Source organism: Sphingomonas corticis (assembly GCF_012035195.1).
GTDB lineage: Bacteria > Pseudomonadota > Alphaproteobacteria > Sphingomonadales > Sphingomonadaceae > Sphingomonas > Sphingomonas corticis.
Genome location: NZ_JAAVJH010000010.1, coordinates 1 through 15,445 on the forward strand (window position 1 = coordinate 1; position 15,445 = coordinate 15,445).

General features: G+C 68.4%; 11 protein-coding genes and 2 riboswitches. Of the genes, 7 read left to right on the plus strand and 4 right to left on the minus strand.

The genetic code is table 11. The annotated features are described in order from the left end of the window. The first annotated feature begins 219 nt into the window (after positions 1 to 219). Positions 220 to 1,521: an Nramp family divalent metal transporter gene (locus tag HBH26_RS14475; protein ID WP_168135353.1), complete on the plus strand. Its 1,302-nt coding sequence runs from the start codon at positions 220 to 222 to the stop codon at positions 1,519 to 1,521. 13 nt (positions 1,522 to 1,534) lie between these two features. Here HBH26_RS14475 and HBH26_RS14480 read toward each other — a convergent pair whose 3' ends face one another. The 3 genes from HBH26_RS14480 to HBH26_RS14490 form a co-directional block, all read right to left on the minus strand. Further along, the gene (locus tag HBH26_RS14480) at positions 1,535 to 2,929 is read right to left on the minus strand and encodes an L-serine ammonia-lyase (protein WP_168135354.1); all 1,395 of its coding nucleotides are present in this window, start codon (positions 2,927 to 2,929) and stop codon (positions 1,535 to 1,537) included. Between the two features lie 33 nt (positions 2,930 to 2,962). Further along, positions 2,963 to 3,040: riboswitch (glycine riboswitch) on the minus strand. A gap of 5 nt (positions 3,041 to 3,045) precedes the next feature. Further along, positions 3,046 to 3,115, minus strand: a riboswitch (glycine riboswitch). 174 nt (positions 3,116 to 3,289) lie between these two features. Then, positions 3,290 to 4,000: a hypothetical protein gene (locus HBH26_RS14485; RefSeq protein ID WP_168135355.1), complete on the minus strand. Its 711-nt coding sequence runs from the start codon at positions 3,998 to 4,000 to the stop codon at positions 3,290 to 3,292. Further along, complete coding sequence (locus HBH26_RS14490) at positions 3,997 to 5,205, minus strand: toxic anion resistance protein (protein ID WP_168135453.1); 1,209 nt, start codon at positions 5,203 to 5,205, stop codon at positions 3,997 to 3,999. Before HBH26_RS14490 ends, HBH26_RS14485 begins: the two co-directional genes overlap by 4 nt. Positions 5,206 to 5,335: 130 nt before the next feature. On the opposite strand from HBH26_RS14490, the gene HBH26_RS21300 reads away from it, so the two are divergent. From HBH26_RS21300 to trhO, 6 genes are all read left to right on the plus strand, one after another. Then, entirely contained in the window at positions 5,336 to 5,536 is a 201-nt protein-coding gene (locus tag HBH26_RS21300; protein ID WP_168135356.1) for a type II toxin-antitoxin system RelE/ParE family toxin, read from the plus strand. Positions 5,537 to 5,616: 80 nt separating this feature from the next. Next, positions 5,617 to 7,440 (plus strand): translational GTPase TypA, encoded by a 1,824-nt coding sequence (gene typA, locus HBH26_RS14500; protein WP_168135357.1) that lies wholly within the window; start codon positions 5,617 to 5,619, stop codon positions 7,438 to 7,440. 341 nt (positions 7,441 to 7,781) lie between these two features. Next, positions 7,782 to 11,117, plus strand: a complete 3,336-nt coding sequence (locus tag HBH26_RS14505) for a TonB-dependent receptor (protein WP_168135358.1) — start codon at positions 7,782 to 7,784, stop codon at positions 11,115 to 11,117. Between the two features lie 102 nt (positions 11,118 to 11,219). Then, on the plus strand, positions 11,220 to 12,365 hold the full coding sequence (locus tag HBH26_RS14510) for a sensor histidine kinase (RefSeq protein WP_168135359.1): 1,146 nt from the start codon (positions 11,220 to 11,222) through the stop codon (positions 12,363 to 12,365). A gap of 38 nt (positions 12,366 to 12,403) precedes the next feature. Continuing rightward, on the plus strand, positions 12,404 to 13,204 hold the full coding sequence (locus tag HBH26_RS14515; RefSeq protein ID WP_168135360.1) for a LytR/AlgR family response regulator transcription factor: 801 nt from the start codon (positions 12,404 to 12,406) through the stop codon (positions 13,202 to 13,204). 10 nt (positions 13,205 to 13,214) lie between these two features. Then, complete coding sequence (gene trhO, locus HBH26_RS14520; protein ID WP_168135361.1) at positions 13,215 to 14,135, plus strand: oxygen-dependent tRNA uridine(34) hydroxylase TrhO; 921 nt, start codon at positions 13,215 to 13,217, stop codon at positions 14,133 to 14,135. Between the two features lie 22 nt (positions 14,136 to 14,157). Here the strand turns inward: trhO and HBH26_RS14525 are convergent, their stop codons facing one another. Further along, on the minus strand, positions 14,158 to 15,423 hold the full coding sequence (locus HBH26_RS14525) for a hypothetical protein (protein WP_168135362.1): 1,266 nt from the start codon (positions 15,421 to 15,423) through the stop codon (positions 14,158 to 14,160). Positions 15,424 to 15,445 lie beyond the last annotated feature (22 nt).

A 15,445-nucleotide genomic window follows, 5' to 3' on the forward strand; every position in this document is an offset into this window, starting at 1 on the left:
CACCTCCCGCAGCGATGATGCCCAGAGCTCCAGCGTCGCCTCGATCGATGCTCCCTTCACCACAACCTCCTCGTCATGGTGACCCATTGATTCAGAACCGAATCAAGAACGCAACTGTAATGCTAGGCATTAAACTCGATCAGGTCGAGCGCGGCTTCGCGGCAAAAGCGTCGGGCAGGCGGTTGAAAGCGGGGCGGGCGTCCCGCATGGAGACGGGCGATGCACGGATCCACCCGCTCGCTCGCCGAAAGCTTCGCCACCGTGCCGGTCCCTAGGGACGCCGGCTTCTGGCGGACGCTGTTCGCCTTCGTCGGGCCGGGCTGGCTGGTCGCGGTCGGCTACATGGACCCGGGCAATTGGGCGACCGACATCGCGGGCGGATCGGCGTTCGGCTACACGCTGCTCGCGGTCGTGCTGCTGTCCAACCTGATGGCGATCGTGCTCCAGTCGCTCGCCGCGCGGCTGGGCATCGGCGCGGGGCTGGACCTGGCGCAGGCGTGCCGCGCCAATACGGGGCGCCCGGTCAACTACGCGCTGTGGTTCCTCGCCGAGGTGGCGATCATCGCCTGTGACCTCGCCGAGGTGCTGGGCACCGCGATCGCGCTGAAGCTGCTGTTCGGCCTGCCCCTGCTCTACGGCGTCGTGCTGACGGGGCTGGACGTCTTCCTGATCCTGGCGCTGCAACGCTTCGGCTTCCGCAAGCTGGAGGCGTTCATCGGCGCGCTGCTGGTCGTGATCGCGATCTGCTTCGGCTTCGAGCTGATGTGGGCCAATCCCGACTGGGCGGCGGCGGCGGGCGGCCTGATCCCGCGTCCGGAGATCGTGACCGACCCGGCCAAGCTGTACATCGCGATCGGCATCCTCGGCGCGACGGTGATGCCGCACAACCTCTACCTCCACTCGTCGATCGTGCAGACCCGCGCCTACGATCGCACCGAGCCGGAGCGGCGCCGCGCGCTGCGCCTCGCAACGATCGATTCCACCGTGGCGCTCGGCCTCGCCTTCTTCATCAACGCCGCGATCCTGATCCTGGCGGCGGCGACCTTCCACGTCGCCGGGCGCACCGATGTCGCCGAGATCGAGCAGGCGCACGAGCTGCTGGCGCCGATGCTGGGCGTCGGCGGAGCGAGCGCGGTGTTCGCCATCGCCTTGCTGGCCAGCGGGCAGAATTCCACCGTCACCGGCACGCTGGCGGGGCAGATCGTGATGGAGGGCTTCCTCGACCTGCGCCTGCCCGCGTGGCTGCGCCGCCTCATCACCCGCGGCCTCGCCATCATCCCCGCGGTGGCGGTGGTGGGCACCACGGGGGACGGCGGCGCGACCGACCTCCTGGTGCTGAGCCAGGTGGTGCTCAGCCTGCAACTGCCCTTCGCCGTGATCCCGCTGGTGATGCTGACCGCGAACCGGCGCGTGATGGGCGGCTTCGCGGCGCCGCGCTGGCTGGCGGCGCTGGCGTGGGGCATCGCGACCGTGATCGTGGCGCTGAACGGCTATCTGCTGATCGGCACGGTGACGGGCTGAGGGCGCCGGCCGCTCAGCATTCCACCACGTTGACCGCGAGCCCGCCGAGACTGGTCTCCTTGTACTTCGACCGCATGTCCTCGCCCGTCTGGCGCATCGTCTCGATCACCGCGTCCAGGCTGACGACGTGGCTGCCGTCGCCGCGCAGCGCCAGATAGGCGGCGTTGATCGCCTTCACCGCGCCCATCGTGTTGCGCTCGATGCACGGGATCTGCACCAGCCCACCGATCGGGTCGCAGGTGAGGCCCAAATTGTGCTCCATGCCGATCTCCGCGGCGTTCTCCACCTGGCGATTGCTGCCGCCCAGGACCGCGGCGAGCGCGCCCGCCGCCATCGAGCAGGCGACACCGACCTCGCCCTGGCATCCCATCTCCGCCGCGGAGATCGACGCGCGCTTCTTGTAGAGCATCCCGATCGCGGCGGCGGTGAGAAGGAAGCGACGCGCGCCGTCGCGCGACGCCCCCTCCACCAGCGTCTCGTAGAAGCGCAGCACCGCGGGCAGGACGCCCGCGGCGCCGTTGGTCGGCGCCGTGACGACGCGGCCGCCCGCGGCATTCTCCTCGTTGACGGCCAGCGCCCACAGGCTGACCCACTCGAACACCTCCGCCGGATTGCGCCCGGCATGGCCGGACAGGCCGCGGTGGAGCGCCGCGGCACGGCGGCGGACGTGGAGCCCGCCGGGAAGCACGCCTTCCTGCGCCATGCCGCGATCGATGCACGCCGCCATCGCATCGCGCACCGCGTCGAGGAAGGCGTCGGTCTCCGCCGGATCGCGCCACGCCTCCTCGTTGGCGCGCACGATGTCGGCGATGGGGCGCGCGGTGGCGTCGCCGATCGCCAGCAGCTCCGCACCCGAGGAGAAGGGGTGGCGCACGGCCAGATTGTGCGAGGCCGGGGTCGCGCCCTTGCGCAGGATGGCGCCCCCGCCGATCGAGAAATAGGTCTCCGCATACTCGCCGCCATCCGCCAGCGTCGCGGTGAAGGTGAGGCCGTTGGGGTGCTCGGGCAGGAAGGCGCGCGGGTGGAAGACCATGTCCGCCACCTCGGCGAAGGCGATGTCCCCGCGGCCGGCGAGCGGCAGGCGGCCGATGTCGCGAATGCCGCGCAGGACGTGCCGTGCCTCGTCCGGATCGACGCCCTCGGGCGTGTGGCCGGCAAGGCCCAGGATCGCGGCGGTGTCGGTGGCGTGCCCGCGTCCCGTCAGCGCGAGGGAGCCGTAGAGGTCGCAGCGGACGCGGACCGGCGCCGAGGGCTGGCCGGCGGCCCGCTCGGCGAAGTCGAAGGCGGCGCGCATCGGGCCGACGGTATGCGAACTCGACGGGCCGATGCCGATGGTGAACAGCTCGGCCACGCTGATCGGCCGGTCCATGTCGCGGTCGAGCGGGGCGGGAGAAGAATCGGCCTGCATGTACGCTCCTCGCCGGCGGTGCCGGTGGTGTCACATGCCCCATCTGTCCCTTGCGCCTGAGATCGCTATCCCGTCGGCGGGCGCGCGGCGCCACTCTCCAGATGTGTTCGCGCCGGCAGGTCCTTTGGCCTGAGAGTTTCCGGGGCGGTTGCTCCTTCGGCGCCGGGCGGACCCGGTCTCTCCCTGTTCGGCCGGCGCGGTATCGGCGGTGCGGCCGGCGGGGTCAAGGGCGGCTACAGCCCGGCCCTGCGGCAGAGCCCCTCCAGCCTGCGCAGCCTGGCCTCGTCGGCGCCCGGTTCGCGGCGGAAGCGCGGCCGCTGTGCGCAGGCGTGGGCCTGGTTCGCACCGGTCCCGCCCGCCCTACGCGCGCGCGTCGTCGCCGGCGTACTTGATCTCCAGATAGCGCTGCCGCGTCTCCAGCGTATCGAGATCCCCTTGCGCCAGCTGCGCGCTCATGTCGCCGATCTCGCGCTCGATCAGGCCCAGCCCCTCGGCCAGTTGCTGGTCGGGCGTCTTGCCGTTGCGCGGGGTCGTGCGCATCGCCGCTGGCACGCGCTGATAGTCGCGGACGAAGGCGGGGAGCTGCTCGCCGACCAGCCGGCGGATCTCCAGCGCGGCCGGCGCCTCGTCGTCCAGTGCCGCGATCTGCGTGCCCAAGGTGTCGAGCCGCTGCTCGATCCGCAGCGCCACGGTCTGCGCCGGTGCGGGAAGCGCGGGGCGCTGCGCGTCGAGCCAGCGCGCGGTCTGCGCCGGCAGCGCCTTCAGGTCGGCGCGCGCGATCCGCTCGGGAGTCGGCACCGGCATCGCGGGCGCGAGCGCGATCGCCAGGGTGGCGGCGATCATCATCAGCATGACGGCCAGCGCGCCGAACATGCCCAGCGGAAAGAAGATGCCGCCGACCAGCGAGGCGAGCAGCAGGATCGCGGCATTGACCGCCGCGATGGCGACGACGCGCGTCTTCAGCCCGCCGCGGCCGCGGCGCGGACGGCGCTGCATCGGCACCACCGGCCCGCCCTGCCGCCGGATCTGCCCGGCGCGCGCGTCGCCGATGACCTCGTCCGTTTCGGTCACAGCGCCTCCAGCCGGTACTGGTCCGCGGGGCCGGCGACGCGGTTCTGCGACGCGCCCTCCGCGCGCGCGATATAGCCGCGCGACTTCTCCACCTCGGTGCCCAGCGCGTTGACCGTGGTCTTCATGCTGTCCAGCGCCTTCAGTTTGAAATTGTCGATCGCGTCCATCGTGTCGTAGATGTTCTGGAAGGCGCGCTGCAGCGTCTCCAGCGGGATCGTGCTCGCCGCCGCCTGCTCGTGGATCTGCGCGGTGTTCGACCGGAGGAGCTTGCCGGTCGAATCGATGATCCCCGCGGTGGTGGTGTTCAGCTGCGTCACCTGTTCCAGCACCAGCTTCTGGTTGGTCAGCGCCTGCGCCACGGTGACGGCGGTGCGCAGCGCGGCGACCGTGGTGGTGCTGGCGCGATCGACGCCCTTCACCAGTTCGACATTGTTCTTCTTGACCAGGTCGAGCGCGAGATAACCCTGCACCGTCACCGCCATCTGCGTCAGCAGGTCCTGCGTGCGCTGGCGGGCGTAGAACAGCGCGGTCTCCCGGATCGCCTTGGCCTTCGCGGGGTCGGTCGCGTCCAGCTCGTTCGCCTTGTCCTCCAGCCGCTGGTCCATCACCTTGGACAGGTGGATCATCTGTTCCAGCCGCCCCATGGCGGTCCACAGGTTCGCGCGTTCGGTGTCGATGGCGGCATTGTCCATCAGCAGCTCGTCCTTGCCGCTGGCCAGGCTCTTCAGAATGGAGCTGATGTGCGTCTGCGAGGATTTGTAGCTGTCGAAGTAGTTCCGCATCTTGTTGCCGAAGGGCAGGATGCCGAACAGCTTCTGCGGCGCCGTCAGGTTGCCGCGCTTGCCCGGGTCGAGGTCCTCGACCACGCGGCGCAGCTCGGCCAGGTCCTTGCCGACGCCCGCCTCCTGATCCATCGCGCGGACGGGACGGTCGAGGAAGCGGTTGGACTGGCCCGCCGCCTCGCGGATCTCGCGCGCGCCCATCGTGGTGATCGCGTCGACCCGCTTGCCGAACTCGGGCGAGTTGGCGTCCTCGGCGACCAGGTCGGCGACGAACTGGTCCACGCGCTTCTCCAGCTCGCTCTTCGTGCCGGTGTCGACGGGGACCAGCCCGGCCGCCCGCTCCGCCTGCACGCTGGGCACGGGTTCCGGCGGGGTCAGCGTCAGCGCCGGTTCGGCGGTTGCGGTGTCGGTGTTCGTCGCCATCATCGCCTCTTCGTCATGTCCGCGGCGTTGTGCGGGGGAAACGCCGCGGCTTCAACCGTGTTGCATGTATAAGACGCCCGCGCGCGATGACAAGGAAGCGCGGCGGAGATAGGCCCGGGGGCCAGGGCAGGTGACCGATGCCGTCGAGTTCAAGCTGCTGAAGCTGGAGCAGAACTCAAAGGTCGGGTCTCCGCGGTCGAAGCTGGGACGCCACGTTCGGAGTGTGTGGGTCGGCAGGTATCTGGTCCCTCACCGGCCGACCGGTGAGGGCGTTCAGCTCCTCCGTGTCCCCCACGGCGCCCGCGACCTGTCCCGCGTCCCCTGCGACTGACCCTTCCCGCAACGCAGCATCTGCGCTAAGGGCGCGCGCGAACCCCGCCGCACGACCGCGCGGGCCACCCAGGAACTCGCATGAATCTGCGCAACATCGCCATCATCGCGCACGTCGATCATGGCAAGACCACCCTCGTCGACCAGCTCTTCCGCCAGTCCGGCACCTTCCGCGACAACCAGCGGGTGGAAGAGCGCGCGATGGATTCGAACGACCTGGAGAAGGAGCGCGGGATCACCATCCTGGCCAAGCCCACGTCGATCGAGTGGGAAGGCACGCGCATCAACATCGTCGACACGCCTGGCCACGCCGACTTCGGCGGCGAGGTGGAGCGCATCCTCTCCATGGTCGACGGCGTGATCCTGCTGGTCGACGCGGCCGAGGGAGCGATGCCGCAGACGAAGTTCGTGACCGGCAAGGCGCTGGCGCTGGGTCTGCGCCCGATCGTCGTCGTGAACAAGGTGGACCGCTCCGACGCGCGCATCCAGGAAGTGCTGGACGAGGTGTTCGACCTGTTCGTCGCGCTGGAGGCGAACGACGACCAGCTCGACTTCCCCGTCCTCTTCGCTTCCGGCCGCAACGGCTACGCCTCCACGGACGCGGACGCGCGCGAGGGCACGCTGCGGCCGATGTTCGAGAAGATCGTCGATCACGTGCCGCCGCCCGCACTGGACGAGGAGGCGCCGTTCACCTTCCTCGTCACGCTGCTGGACCGCGACAACTTCCTGGGCCGCATCCTGACGGGCCGCGTCCAGTCGGGCGTGGTCAAGGTGAACCAGCCGATCCACGCGCTGGACGAGGCAGGGAACGTGATCGAGACCGGCCGCGCGTCGAAGCTGATGAGCTTCCGCGGACTGGACCGCGTGCCCGTCGAGGAGGCCCGCGCGGGCGACATCATCAGCCTCGCCGGGCTGACCGTCGCCACGGTGGCGAACACGATTGCCGACACCAGCGTCTCCACGCCGATCCAGGCGCAGCCGATCGATCCGCCGACGCTGTCGATGCGCTTCGCCGTGAACGACTCGCCGATGGCGGGGCGCGAGGGCAGCAAGGTGACGAGCCGGATGATCCGCGACCGCCTGATGCGCGAGGCGGAGACCAACGTCGCGATCAAGGTGACCGAGGCCGCCGACCGCGACAGCTTCGAGGTCGCCGGGCGCGGCGAGCTCCAGCTCGGCGTCCTGATCGAGACGATGCGGCGCGAGGGCTTCGAGCTCGGCATCAGCCGCCCGCGCGTGCTGTTCGGCGAGGATGAGACCGGGGCGAAGACCGAGCCCTACGAGACCGTCATCATCGACGTCGACGAGGAGCATTCCGGCACCGTCGTCGAGAAGATGAACCTGCGCAAGGCGGAGATGACCGACATGCGGCCATCGACCGGCGGCAAGACGCGCATCACCTTCTCCGCGCCCAGCCGCGGCATGATCGGCTATCACGGCGAGTTCCTCAGCGACACGCGCGGCACCGGCATCATGAACCGGCTGTTCGAGCGCTACGGGCCGCACAAGGGCAACATCGAGGGCCGCAAGAACGGCGTCCTCATCTCCAATGGCGCGGGCGAGGCGCAGAGCTACGCGCTCGGCCCGCTGGAGGAGCGCGGCATCCTGTTCGTCGGCCACGGCGAGGCGCTCTACGAGGGCATGATCATCGGCGAGAACGCCAAGACGGAGGACCTCGAGGTCAATCCGATGAAGGCGAAGCAGCTGACGAACTTCCGCGCCAGCGGGGGCAAGGACGATGCGATCCGCCTGACGCCGCCCAAGAAGATGACGCTGGAACAGGCGATCGCCTATATCGACGACGACGAGATGGTGGAGGTGACGCCGAAGTCGATCCGGCTGCGCAAGCGCCACCTCGACCCGCACGAGCGCAAGCGCGCCAGCCGCGCGAAGCAGGCGGCGTAGGATCGATCCGGAACGGAGCCGCCCCGCTAAGCGGGCGGCTCCGCGCCGTTTGTCGGGGCTCCCATCAGGGGCTTCGCCGACGCGCCCTGCCCCTGTCCCGAGCGGGCGCCTTGCGGCGGCTTCAACGCGCATCGGTCGGCCTGATCCGACCCCCGACCGGCGGCAAGGTGCTGACGGCTGTTACCTTTTTGCAACGCAGCGACGCCGCGTTGCGCCGGGTGCCGAATCGACTCGCCACTGTCACGCAACAGACATATTCGGCGCGCAGTGGCGCGTGACAGACGGCGACCCATCGCCGCGAACGCGCTTCACGAGCGAACGCTCCAAAGGGGTTTAACATCATGCGAAACAGCCTGTTTCTGGGCGCGGCAGCGATTGCGCTGGTCGCACCGGCCGCCGCGATGGCGCAGGAGACCACGTCGACGATCCGCGGGAACGTGACGTCCGGCGAGACGCCCGTCGCGGGTGCCCGCGTCGTAGCGACGCACGTGCCATCGGGCACCGTCACCGAGACGACGACCGATGCGAATGGCGCGTTCACGCTGAACGGCCTTCGCGCCGGCGGCCCGTTCACCATCGATGCCAGCGGCGATGCGGGCAGCACGCAGGTGACCGACGTATTCACCGTGGTGGGTCAGCCCTTCACGCTGCCGATCGATCTTGCCGCCTCGTCGGGTGGTGACGATATCGTCGTGACCGCGGGCTCGATCCAGGGTGCAGGCGTCACGTCGGACGGTCCGCAAACCGTGCTGACCGCCCGCGATATCGCCAAGGTGGCGTCGGTGAACCGCGATGTGCGCGACCTCGCGCGCCGCGACCCGTTCGCGAACCTCGACCCGTCGAACAGCCGCGCCGTCAGCTTCGCGGGCTCCAACCCGCGCTTCAATCGCTTCACCATCAACGGCGTGCAGGTCGGCGACAATTTCGGCCTCAACTCGGACTCCAACCCGACCGGACGCGGCCCGATCCCCTTCGACGCGATCGAGCAGTTCTCCGTGTCGATCGCGCCGTTCGACATCCGCCAGGGCAACTTCCAGGGCGGCGCCATCAACACGACGATGAAGTCGGGCACGAACACCTTCCAGGGCACCGGCTTCTACTCGACCAGCACCGACGACATGCAGGGCAAGCGTTTCCGCGGGCTCGACATCTCCTCGACCCTGCCGGATTACAATTCGGAGACCTACGGCGCGACGCTGTCGGGCCCGATCATCGCCGACAAGCTCTTCTTCATGGTGTCGGCGGAGCGCAACACCGACCCGCGCCCGTTCACGCCCAGTGGCATCGACCAGGTGCCCGGCCTCACCCAGGCCACTTTGGACCAGATCACCGGGATCGCGCAGAGCCGGTACGGCTATGATGCGGGCACGATCTTGCCGCTGAACAACCAGGTGGACGAGAAGATCGTCGGCAAGATCGACTGGAACATCACCACCGGTCAGCGCTTGTCGGTGTCGTACATCAACGCGTATGAATCGGCGGACGTGCTGCAGAACACGTCGGTGAACAATGCGGCGACGCCGTCGGTTGGCTTGTCGTCGAACGCCTACAGCCGCTCCGTGCTGCTGCGCGCGGGCATCGTCCAGCTGAATTCGGACTGGACCGACCGCTTCTCGACCGAGGTGCGCGGCCTCTACAAGTGGAACCGGGTGGGGCAGGACGCGCTCGGCAATCGCAACTTCGCGCAGTTCCGCGTGTGCGCCGCTCCGACCAGCATCGCCGCCGCGTCGGGCTCCGACACGGCCACGGGTTGCGGCACGGGCGTGCCGATCATCTCGTTCGGTCCTGACATCAGCCGCCAGGCCAATCAGCTGTTCTTCGACACGTGGGGCGGCTCCGTCCTCGGCAAGTATTCGGCCGAAGGGCACGACATCCGCGCGCTGGTGGAGGTGAACCAGAACCGCACGTACAACCTGTTCCAGCAGAATGTGACGGGCAATTACTACTTCGACTCCATCGCGGACTTCCAGGCTGGCAACGCCAGCGGCGCCAACGTCGCGGTGCCGCTGAACGGCGATCTCAATTCCGTTGCCGCCGATTTCCGCTACACGCAGTTCACCTTCGGTCTCGAGGATGCATGGCAGGTCACCGACACGCTGCGCATCACGTCGGGGGTGCGCTACGATCTGTACTCGATGGGCGACACGATCCCGTTCAACCCCTTCTTCCAGGCGCGCACCGGTTTCCGAAATACCAAGACATTCAAGGGGCTGGATAACTTCCAGCCGCGTATCAGCTTCGAGTGGACGCCCGACCGCGCGCTGCGCCTGCGCGGTGGCGTCGGTATCTTCGGCGGGGGTTCGCCGGACATCTATCTGTCGAACAGCTTCTCGAACACGGGCGTTGTCGCCAACGCCTTCGCCAGCGGCAGCACGCTTGGCGTCGTGCGCGCCACGGCGGCCGGCACCGCCACGGCGACCTGCACCTCCGCCGTCTACAACGCGAGCGGCGTATGCACCGGGCTTCTGAACAACGTGACGGGCACCTCGGTGCCGACGGTGGCGACGAACTTCCTCGTCAACAACACCGGCGCGCTCGCAACCGGTCCGACCGCCGCGCTGGATCCGGACCTGCGCCTGCCGTCGAACATGAAGGCGACGATTTCGGCCGACTACGACCTGTTCGGCGTGAACATCGGCGGCGACTTCCTCTACACGAAGACCCTGCACGCGCCGAGCTTCACCGACGCGCGCTCCATCGTGATCGGGACGCTCCCGGACGGTCGTCCGCGCTACAACGCCTCGACCCTCTACAACGGCCAGATCGCGACCACCGGCCTTGGCAGCGACAACAACAGCGACATCATCTTCTTCGACGAAACACGCGGACGCAGCTTCGTCGCGGTGGCGCGGGCTCAGAAGCGCTTCGACTTCGGCGTGGACCTGGGTGCCAGCTTCACCTGGCAGGACGTGAAGGACGTCAGCCCCGCAACGTCGTCCACCGCGGGCTCACTCTACGGCAACGCGCCGATGGTGAACCCGAACCTGCCGGCCTACGGCATCTCGAACGACCAGATTCGCTGGCTGGTGAAGTACAACGTCGGCTTTGACCGTGCGTTCTTCGGCGACTATCGCACGGTGGTGCAGCTGTTCGGCGAAACCCGGGCGGGACGCCCGTACAGCTACACGATGCGTAACAACGTGCAGAACCGTTCGCCGGTGTTCGGGACGATCAGCAACAACGACCGCTACCTGCTGTACGTGCCGACAAGCACGACCGACCCGATCGTGACCTATGATTCGACGGCGACGCGCGACTCGCTGGAGGCGTTCATCAACGGTAGCGAGCTCGCCAAGTATCGCGGCCGCATCGCGCCGAAGAACATCGCGCGCAACCCGGTCTACACGAAGATCGATCTCCACCTGGAGCAGGAGATCCCGACCTTCGTGGGCGGTTCGCGGCTGTCGATCTTCGCCGACATCGAGAACCTGCCGAACCTGTTGAACAAGAACTGGGGCGGCCTGCGTCAGTTCGGCTTCCCGTACACCGGCCGTGTGGTGGACGTGACCTGCCTGACGACAGCGGGCAATGCGATCGGTGCCGGTACCGCGACGGCGAACCCGACGCAGCCGTGCGCGCAGTATCGCTACTCGACCTTCAACGACCCCAACGAGCAGGCGATCGTGAACACCGGTTCGTTCTACTTCATCCGCGTCGGCGCGCGCTTCAGCTTCTGATCCGCGCCCGCGCCTGACGCCTCAACGGGGCCGTCGTCCTGCAACGGACGGCGGCCCTTCTCTTTTTGCACCGGCCGGCGGTGCGCGTTAGAAGCGGCGCGCATGGCGACGCTTCCCGCCCCCGGAACCCCCCTGGCGCCCACCGTCGGCGTCGCGAACCGCCCGCTGTTCGTGCGCCCGTTCTTCGAGGACAAGGCGGCTGCCTTCTGGAAGCTGCAGGCCGCCGGGTGGACCGGCTATCTGGTGCTGCGGTCGGTCTCGTCGCTGTCGACCAGCGTGTCGTTGCAGACGATCGTGCCGGTCATCATCGAATCGATCCTGGGCTATTGCATCACGCTGCTGCTCAGCGTCCTCTACGCCTCCTACCGCACCTTCCCGCGCGTCATGGGGGTCTTGCTGACGGTGCTGACGCTGGTCGGCGCCAGCCTGTTCTACGCCTTCCTCGACGCCTTCTCCTTCTCGTTCATGCGCGCGGTGCCGGGGGTGGACCTCGCCGCCTTCCTCGTGTGCTTCTACGTGTGCACCACGGTGCTGACGGGCTGGTCCGCGCTCTATTTCGGCATCAACTTCTACCTGATCGTCGAGGATCAGATCGACCAGATGCAGCTGCTGGAGACGCAGGCGTCCTCGGCGCAGCTGGCGATGCTGCGCTACCAGCTGAACCCGCATTTCCTGTTCAACACGCTCAATTCGATCTCCACGCTGGTGCTGCTGAAGCAGACCGATCGTGCCAATGCGATGCTGTCGCGGCTGTCCTCGTTCCTGCGCTACACGCTCGCGAACGAGCCGACCGCCCACGTCACCGTCGCGCAGGAGGTGGAGACGCTGAAGCTGTACCTCGACATCGAGAAGATGCGATTCGAGGACCGGCTGCGGCCCAAGTTCGACGTGGACGAAGCGGCGCAGCACGCGCGGCTGCCCTCGCTGCTGCTGCAGCCGCTGGTCGAGAATGCGATCAAATACGCGGTGACGCCGCAGGAACACGGGGCGGAGATCTGCGTCACCGTGCGGCTCGTCGGCGACCGGGTGCTGTTGGGCGTATCCGACACCGGACCGGGATTGATGCCGACGAAAAGCCGTCCAAGCCTTTCAACCGGCGTGGGCATCGCCAATATCAAGGAGCGGCTGGCCCAGGCCTATGGCCCTGACCATCGCTTCGATGTGCGGGCCATGCCGACCGGCGGGTTCGGGGTCGAGATCGAGATCCCGTTCCAGCGCGAATTACCCGGCGAGCAGGGGGCGGCGTAACCACGCTCCTCCCGCCGGCAGTGGAGACCGTGTACGATATGACCATCCGGACCATCCTCGTCGACGACGAGCCGCTCGCGATCCAGGGGCTGGAGCTCCGTTTGCAGGCGCATGACGACGTGGAGATCATCGCCAAGTGCCAGAACGGCCGTGAGGCGATCAGCGCGATCAAGACGCACAAGCCCGACCTCGTCTTCCTCGACATCCAGATGCCCGGCTTCGACGGGTTCTCCGTCGTGCAGGGGCTGCTGGACGTGGAGCCCCCGCTGTTCGTCTTCGTCACCGCCTATTCCGACCACGCCTTGCGCGCGTTCGAGGCGCAGGCGGTGGACTATCTGATGAAGCCGGTGGAGGAGGCGCGGCTGGCCGAGACGCTGGACCGCGTACGCCAGCGCCTGTCGGAGCGGTCGAGCGTGGAGGAGGCGGCGAAGCTGCGCGAATCCCTGGCCGAGCATGCGCCCGAGGCGGCGGCGGAGATCGCCGACGGTGGGGGCGAGCACGCCACCAACCGCTTCGAGAAGATGATCAACATCAAGGACCGCGGGCAGATCTTCCGCGTCGATGTCGACACGATCGAGCGGATCGACGCCGCCGGCGACTATATGTGCATCTACACCGGCGACAACACGCTGATCCTGCGCGAGACGATGAAGGATCTGGAGAAGCGGCTGGACCCGCGCCGGTTCCAGCGCATCCACCGTTCGACCATCGTCAACCTGGACCTCGTGAAGCAGGTGAAGCCGCACACCAACGGCGAGTGTTTCCTCGTGCTCGATTCGGGCGCCAGCGTGAAGGTGAGCCGCAGCTACCGCGACGTGGTGGCGCGCTTCGTCCATTGAGCGCGCCCCGATGATCGCGGTTGCCGCGCTCTACCGCTTCGCGAAGGTCGACGATCCGCAGGGTGCGCGCGGGCCGCTGCTGGCGCTCGCGCGCGCAGGCGGCGTGAAGGGCACGATCCTGCTGGCCGGCGAGGGCGTGAACGGCACGATCGCCGGGCCGCGCGCCGGTGTCGATGCGGTGGTCGCGTACCTGCGCGGCTGGCCGGACTGCGCCGACCTGTCGGTGAAGTGGAGCGAGGCGGCGGCGATGCCGTTCCACCGGCTGAAGGTGAAGGTGAAGCGCGAGATCGTGACCATGGGGGTCGCGGTCGATCCGCTGGCGGATGCCGGTACCTATGTCGCCCCCGCCGACTGGAACGCGCTGATCGCCGATCCGGAGACGCTGCTGATCGACACGCGCAATGCCTATGAGGTCGCGGTCGGCACCTTCCCCGGTGCGGTCGATCCCGGCACGCGGGGTTTTGCCGAGTTCCCGCACTGGTTCCGCGCCAACCGCGAGGCCCTGCTGGCGGGCAAGCGCCGCGTGGCGATGTTCTGCACCGGCGGCATCCGCTGCGAGAAGTCGACCGCCTTCCTGAAAGGGGAGGGGGTGGAGGCGGTGCATCACCTGGACGGTGGCATCCTGCGCTATCTGGAGGAGGTGCCCGCCGCGGACAGCGCCTGGACGGGCGAGTGCTTCGTCTTCGACCAGCGCGTGGCGGTGGGGCAGGGCCTCTCGCCGGGCACGCACGGCTTGTGCTTCGCCTGCCGGATGCCCGTGAGCGCACCGGATCGCGCCTCGCCGTTGTACGTGGAAGGCGTCAGCTGCCCCGCCTGCCACGACGCACGCAGCGCGGAGGAGCGCGCCGGCTATGCCGAGCGGCACCGCCAGCAGCGGCTGGCGCAGGCGCGCGGGACGGCGCATGTCGGATGGGCCGGACCGGGCGACTGACCCCGGCCGGGCGCGGCGCCGGTCAGAAGCGTGCGCCCACCCCGGCGCTGATCGCCTTGTAACCGCCCGCCTTCGTGCCCGTGACGAACAGGCGCAGCGCGTCGCGCAGGTCGCGCTGCGACTCCTCGCGCCTGCGGATGCCCCAGGACAGCGCCACCTCGTGATATTGGTTCGCGTAGACGTCGGTGCCGGTGAACAACGTGTGCATGTAGCTGGCGCGCAGGGACGAGGCGCGCCCGCCGACCCGCATCGTCAGCGGCAATTCCGCGGCCAGGCCGTTGCGGAACACGGTGTTCTTCACGCCCGGATTGGCATCGTAGCCGAGCAGCAGCTTGCTGTTCAGCGTTTCGAAGCGCCCGATCATGTTGCCGAGCACGATCCGCGCGCGCCCGGCGTTGCCGATCACGAAGCGGCTGGCCAGCGCCGCGTTCACCGCGTGGCCCGCGACCCCCTTGTCGTCCGCGGTCAGGCCGTAGGCGATGCGCGGTTCCAGCGACCAGCGCCCGTCCACCACCGGCACCTCCAGGCCGACGCCGAACTGCGATGCCACGGCATAGCCGCCGCCCTGAGTCAGCTGCAGATTGCCCGCGCCGACCAGCTTCAGCATGGCGCGCTTGCCCTCGAACAGGCGATATCCGCGCTGGCTCGACAGATCGATCTGGTCGTAGTCGAACCGCCCGGCGGACACGCGTCGATATTGCGCGCCCAGCATGAAGGAGTTGTTGCGCTCGCCCGCGGTCTCCAGCGCGGAATTGCCCGCCGTCAGGTCCAGCGCGCCGCGCGCCATCACGCCTTGCACGCTGCTGGGATTGCCGGCGAGCGGATCGACCGGCGACACCCGTACCCAAGCGCGGTAGAGCCGCCGCTGGAAATCCTCGCCGGTGTCGGTCTCCGCATCGAAGACGTCGCTGATCGCGAGGTCGGACGAGTCCTGCCGGTCGATACCGGTGTAGACCAGCGCGTAGGTGCCGGTGCGATCGTCGAACGTCGGCACGCGCAGCCGGAAGGACGGGTCGTTGGCCTGGTAGGTGACGAACACCTCCACCCCGCGATAGTCGAGCACGGTCTGCACCAGGCTGGTGTCGCGATATTGCGGGTAGCGTTCCTCGATCGTGAAGACGTCGAACGGGATGGTGTCGCCGCCCTTCAGGTTCAGTCGGTCCGACACCGTCCCGCCCGGGCCGTCGATGTTGATGCCGAAGCGGTAGGTGCCGTCCGCGTCGCCATAGTCGCCGAGCGGGCGCAATTGCGCGGTCGCCCCCGTGGCCGAGACGGCCGACAGCGTCATCGCCGCGCACGCGCGGACGAGA

Coding starts and splice junctions, on each gene's coding strand:
- HBH26_RS14480 (WP_168135354.1), bottom strand. CDS start 2,929: ATGCAGGCCGATTCTTCTCCCGCCCCGCTCGACCGCGACATGGACCGG.
- HBH26_RS14475 (WP_168135353.1), top strand. CDS start 220: ATGCACGGATCCACCCGCTCGCTCGCCGAAAGCTTCGCCACCGTGCCG.
- HBH26_RS14505 (WP_168135358.1), top strand. CDS start 7,782: ATGCGAAACAGCCTGTTTCTGGGCGCGGCAGCGATTGCGCTGGTCGCA.
- HBH26_RS14525 (WP_168135362.1), bottom strand. CDS start 15,423: ATGACGCTGTCGGCCGTCTCGGCCACGGGGGCGACCGCGCAATTGCGC.
- HBH26_RS14515 (WP_168135360.1), top strand. CDS start 12,404: ATGACCATCCGGACCATCCTCGTCGACGACGAGCCGCTCGCGATCCAG.
- HBH26_RS14510 (WP_168135359.1), top strand. CDS start 11,220: ATGGCGACGCTTCCCGCCCCCGGAACCCCCCTGGCGCCCACCGTCGGC.
- HBH26_RS14490 (WP_168135453.1), bottom strand. CDS start 5,205: ATGGCGACGAACACCGACACCGCAACCGCCGAACCGGCGCTGACGCTG.
- typA (WP_168135357.1), top strand. CDS start 5,617: ATGAATCTGCGCAACATCGCCATCATCGCGCACGTCGATCATGGCAAG.
- trhO (WP_168135361.1), top strand. CDS start 13,215: ATGATCGCGGTTGCCGCGCTCTACCGCTTCGCGAAGGTCGACGATCCG.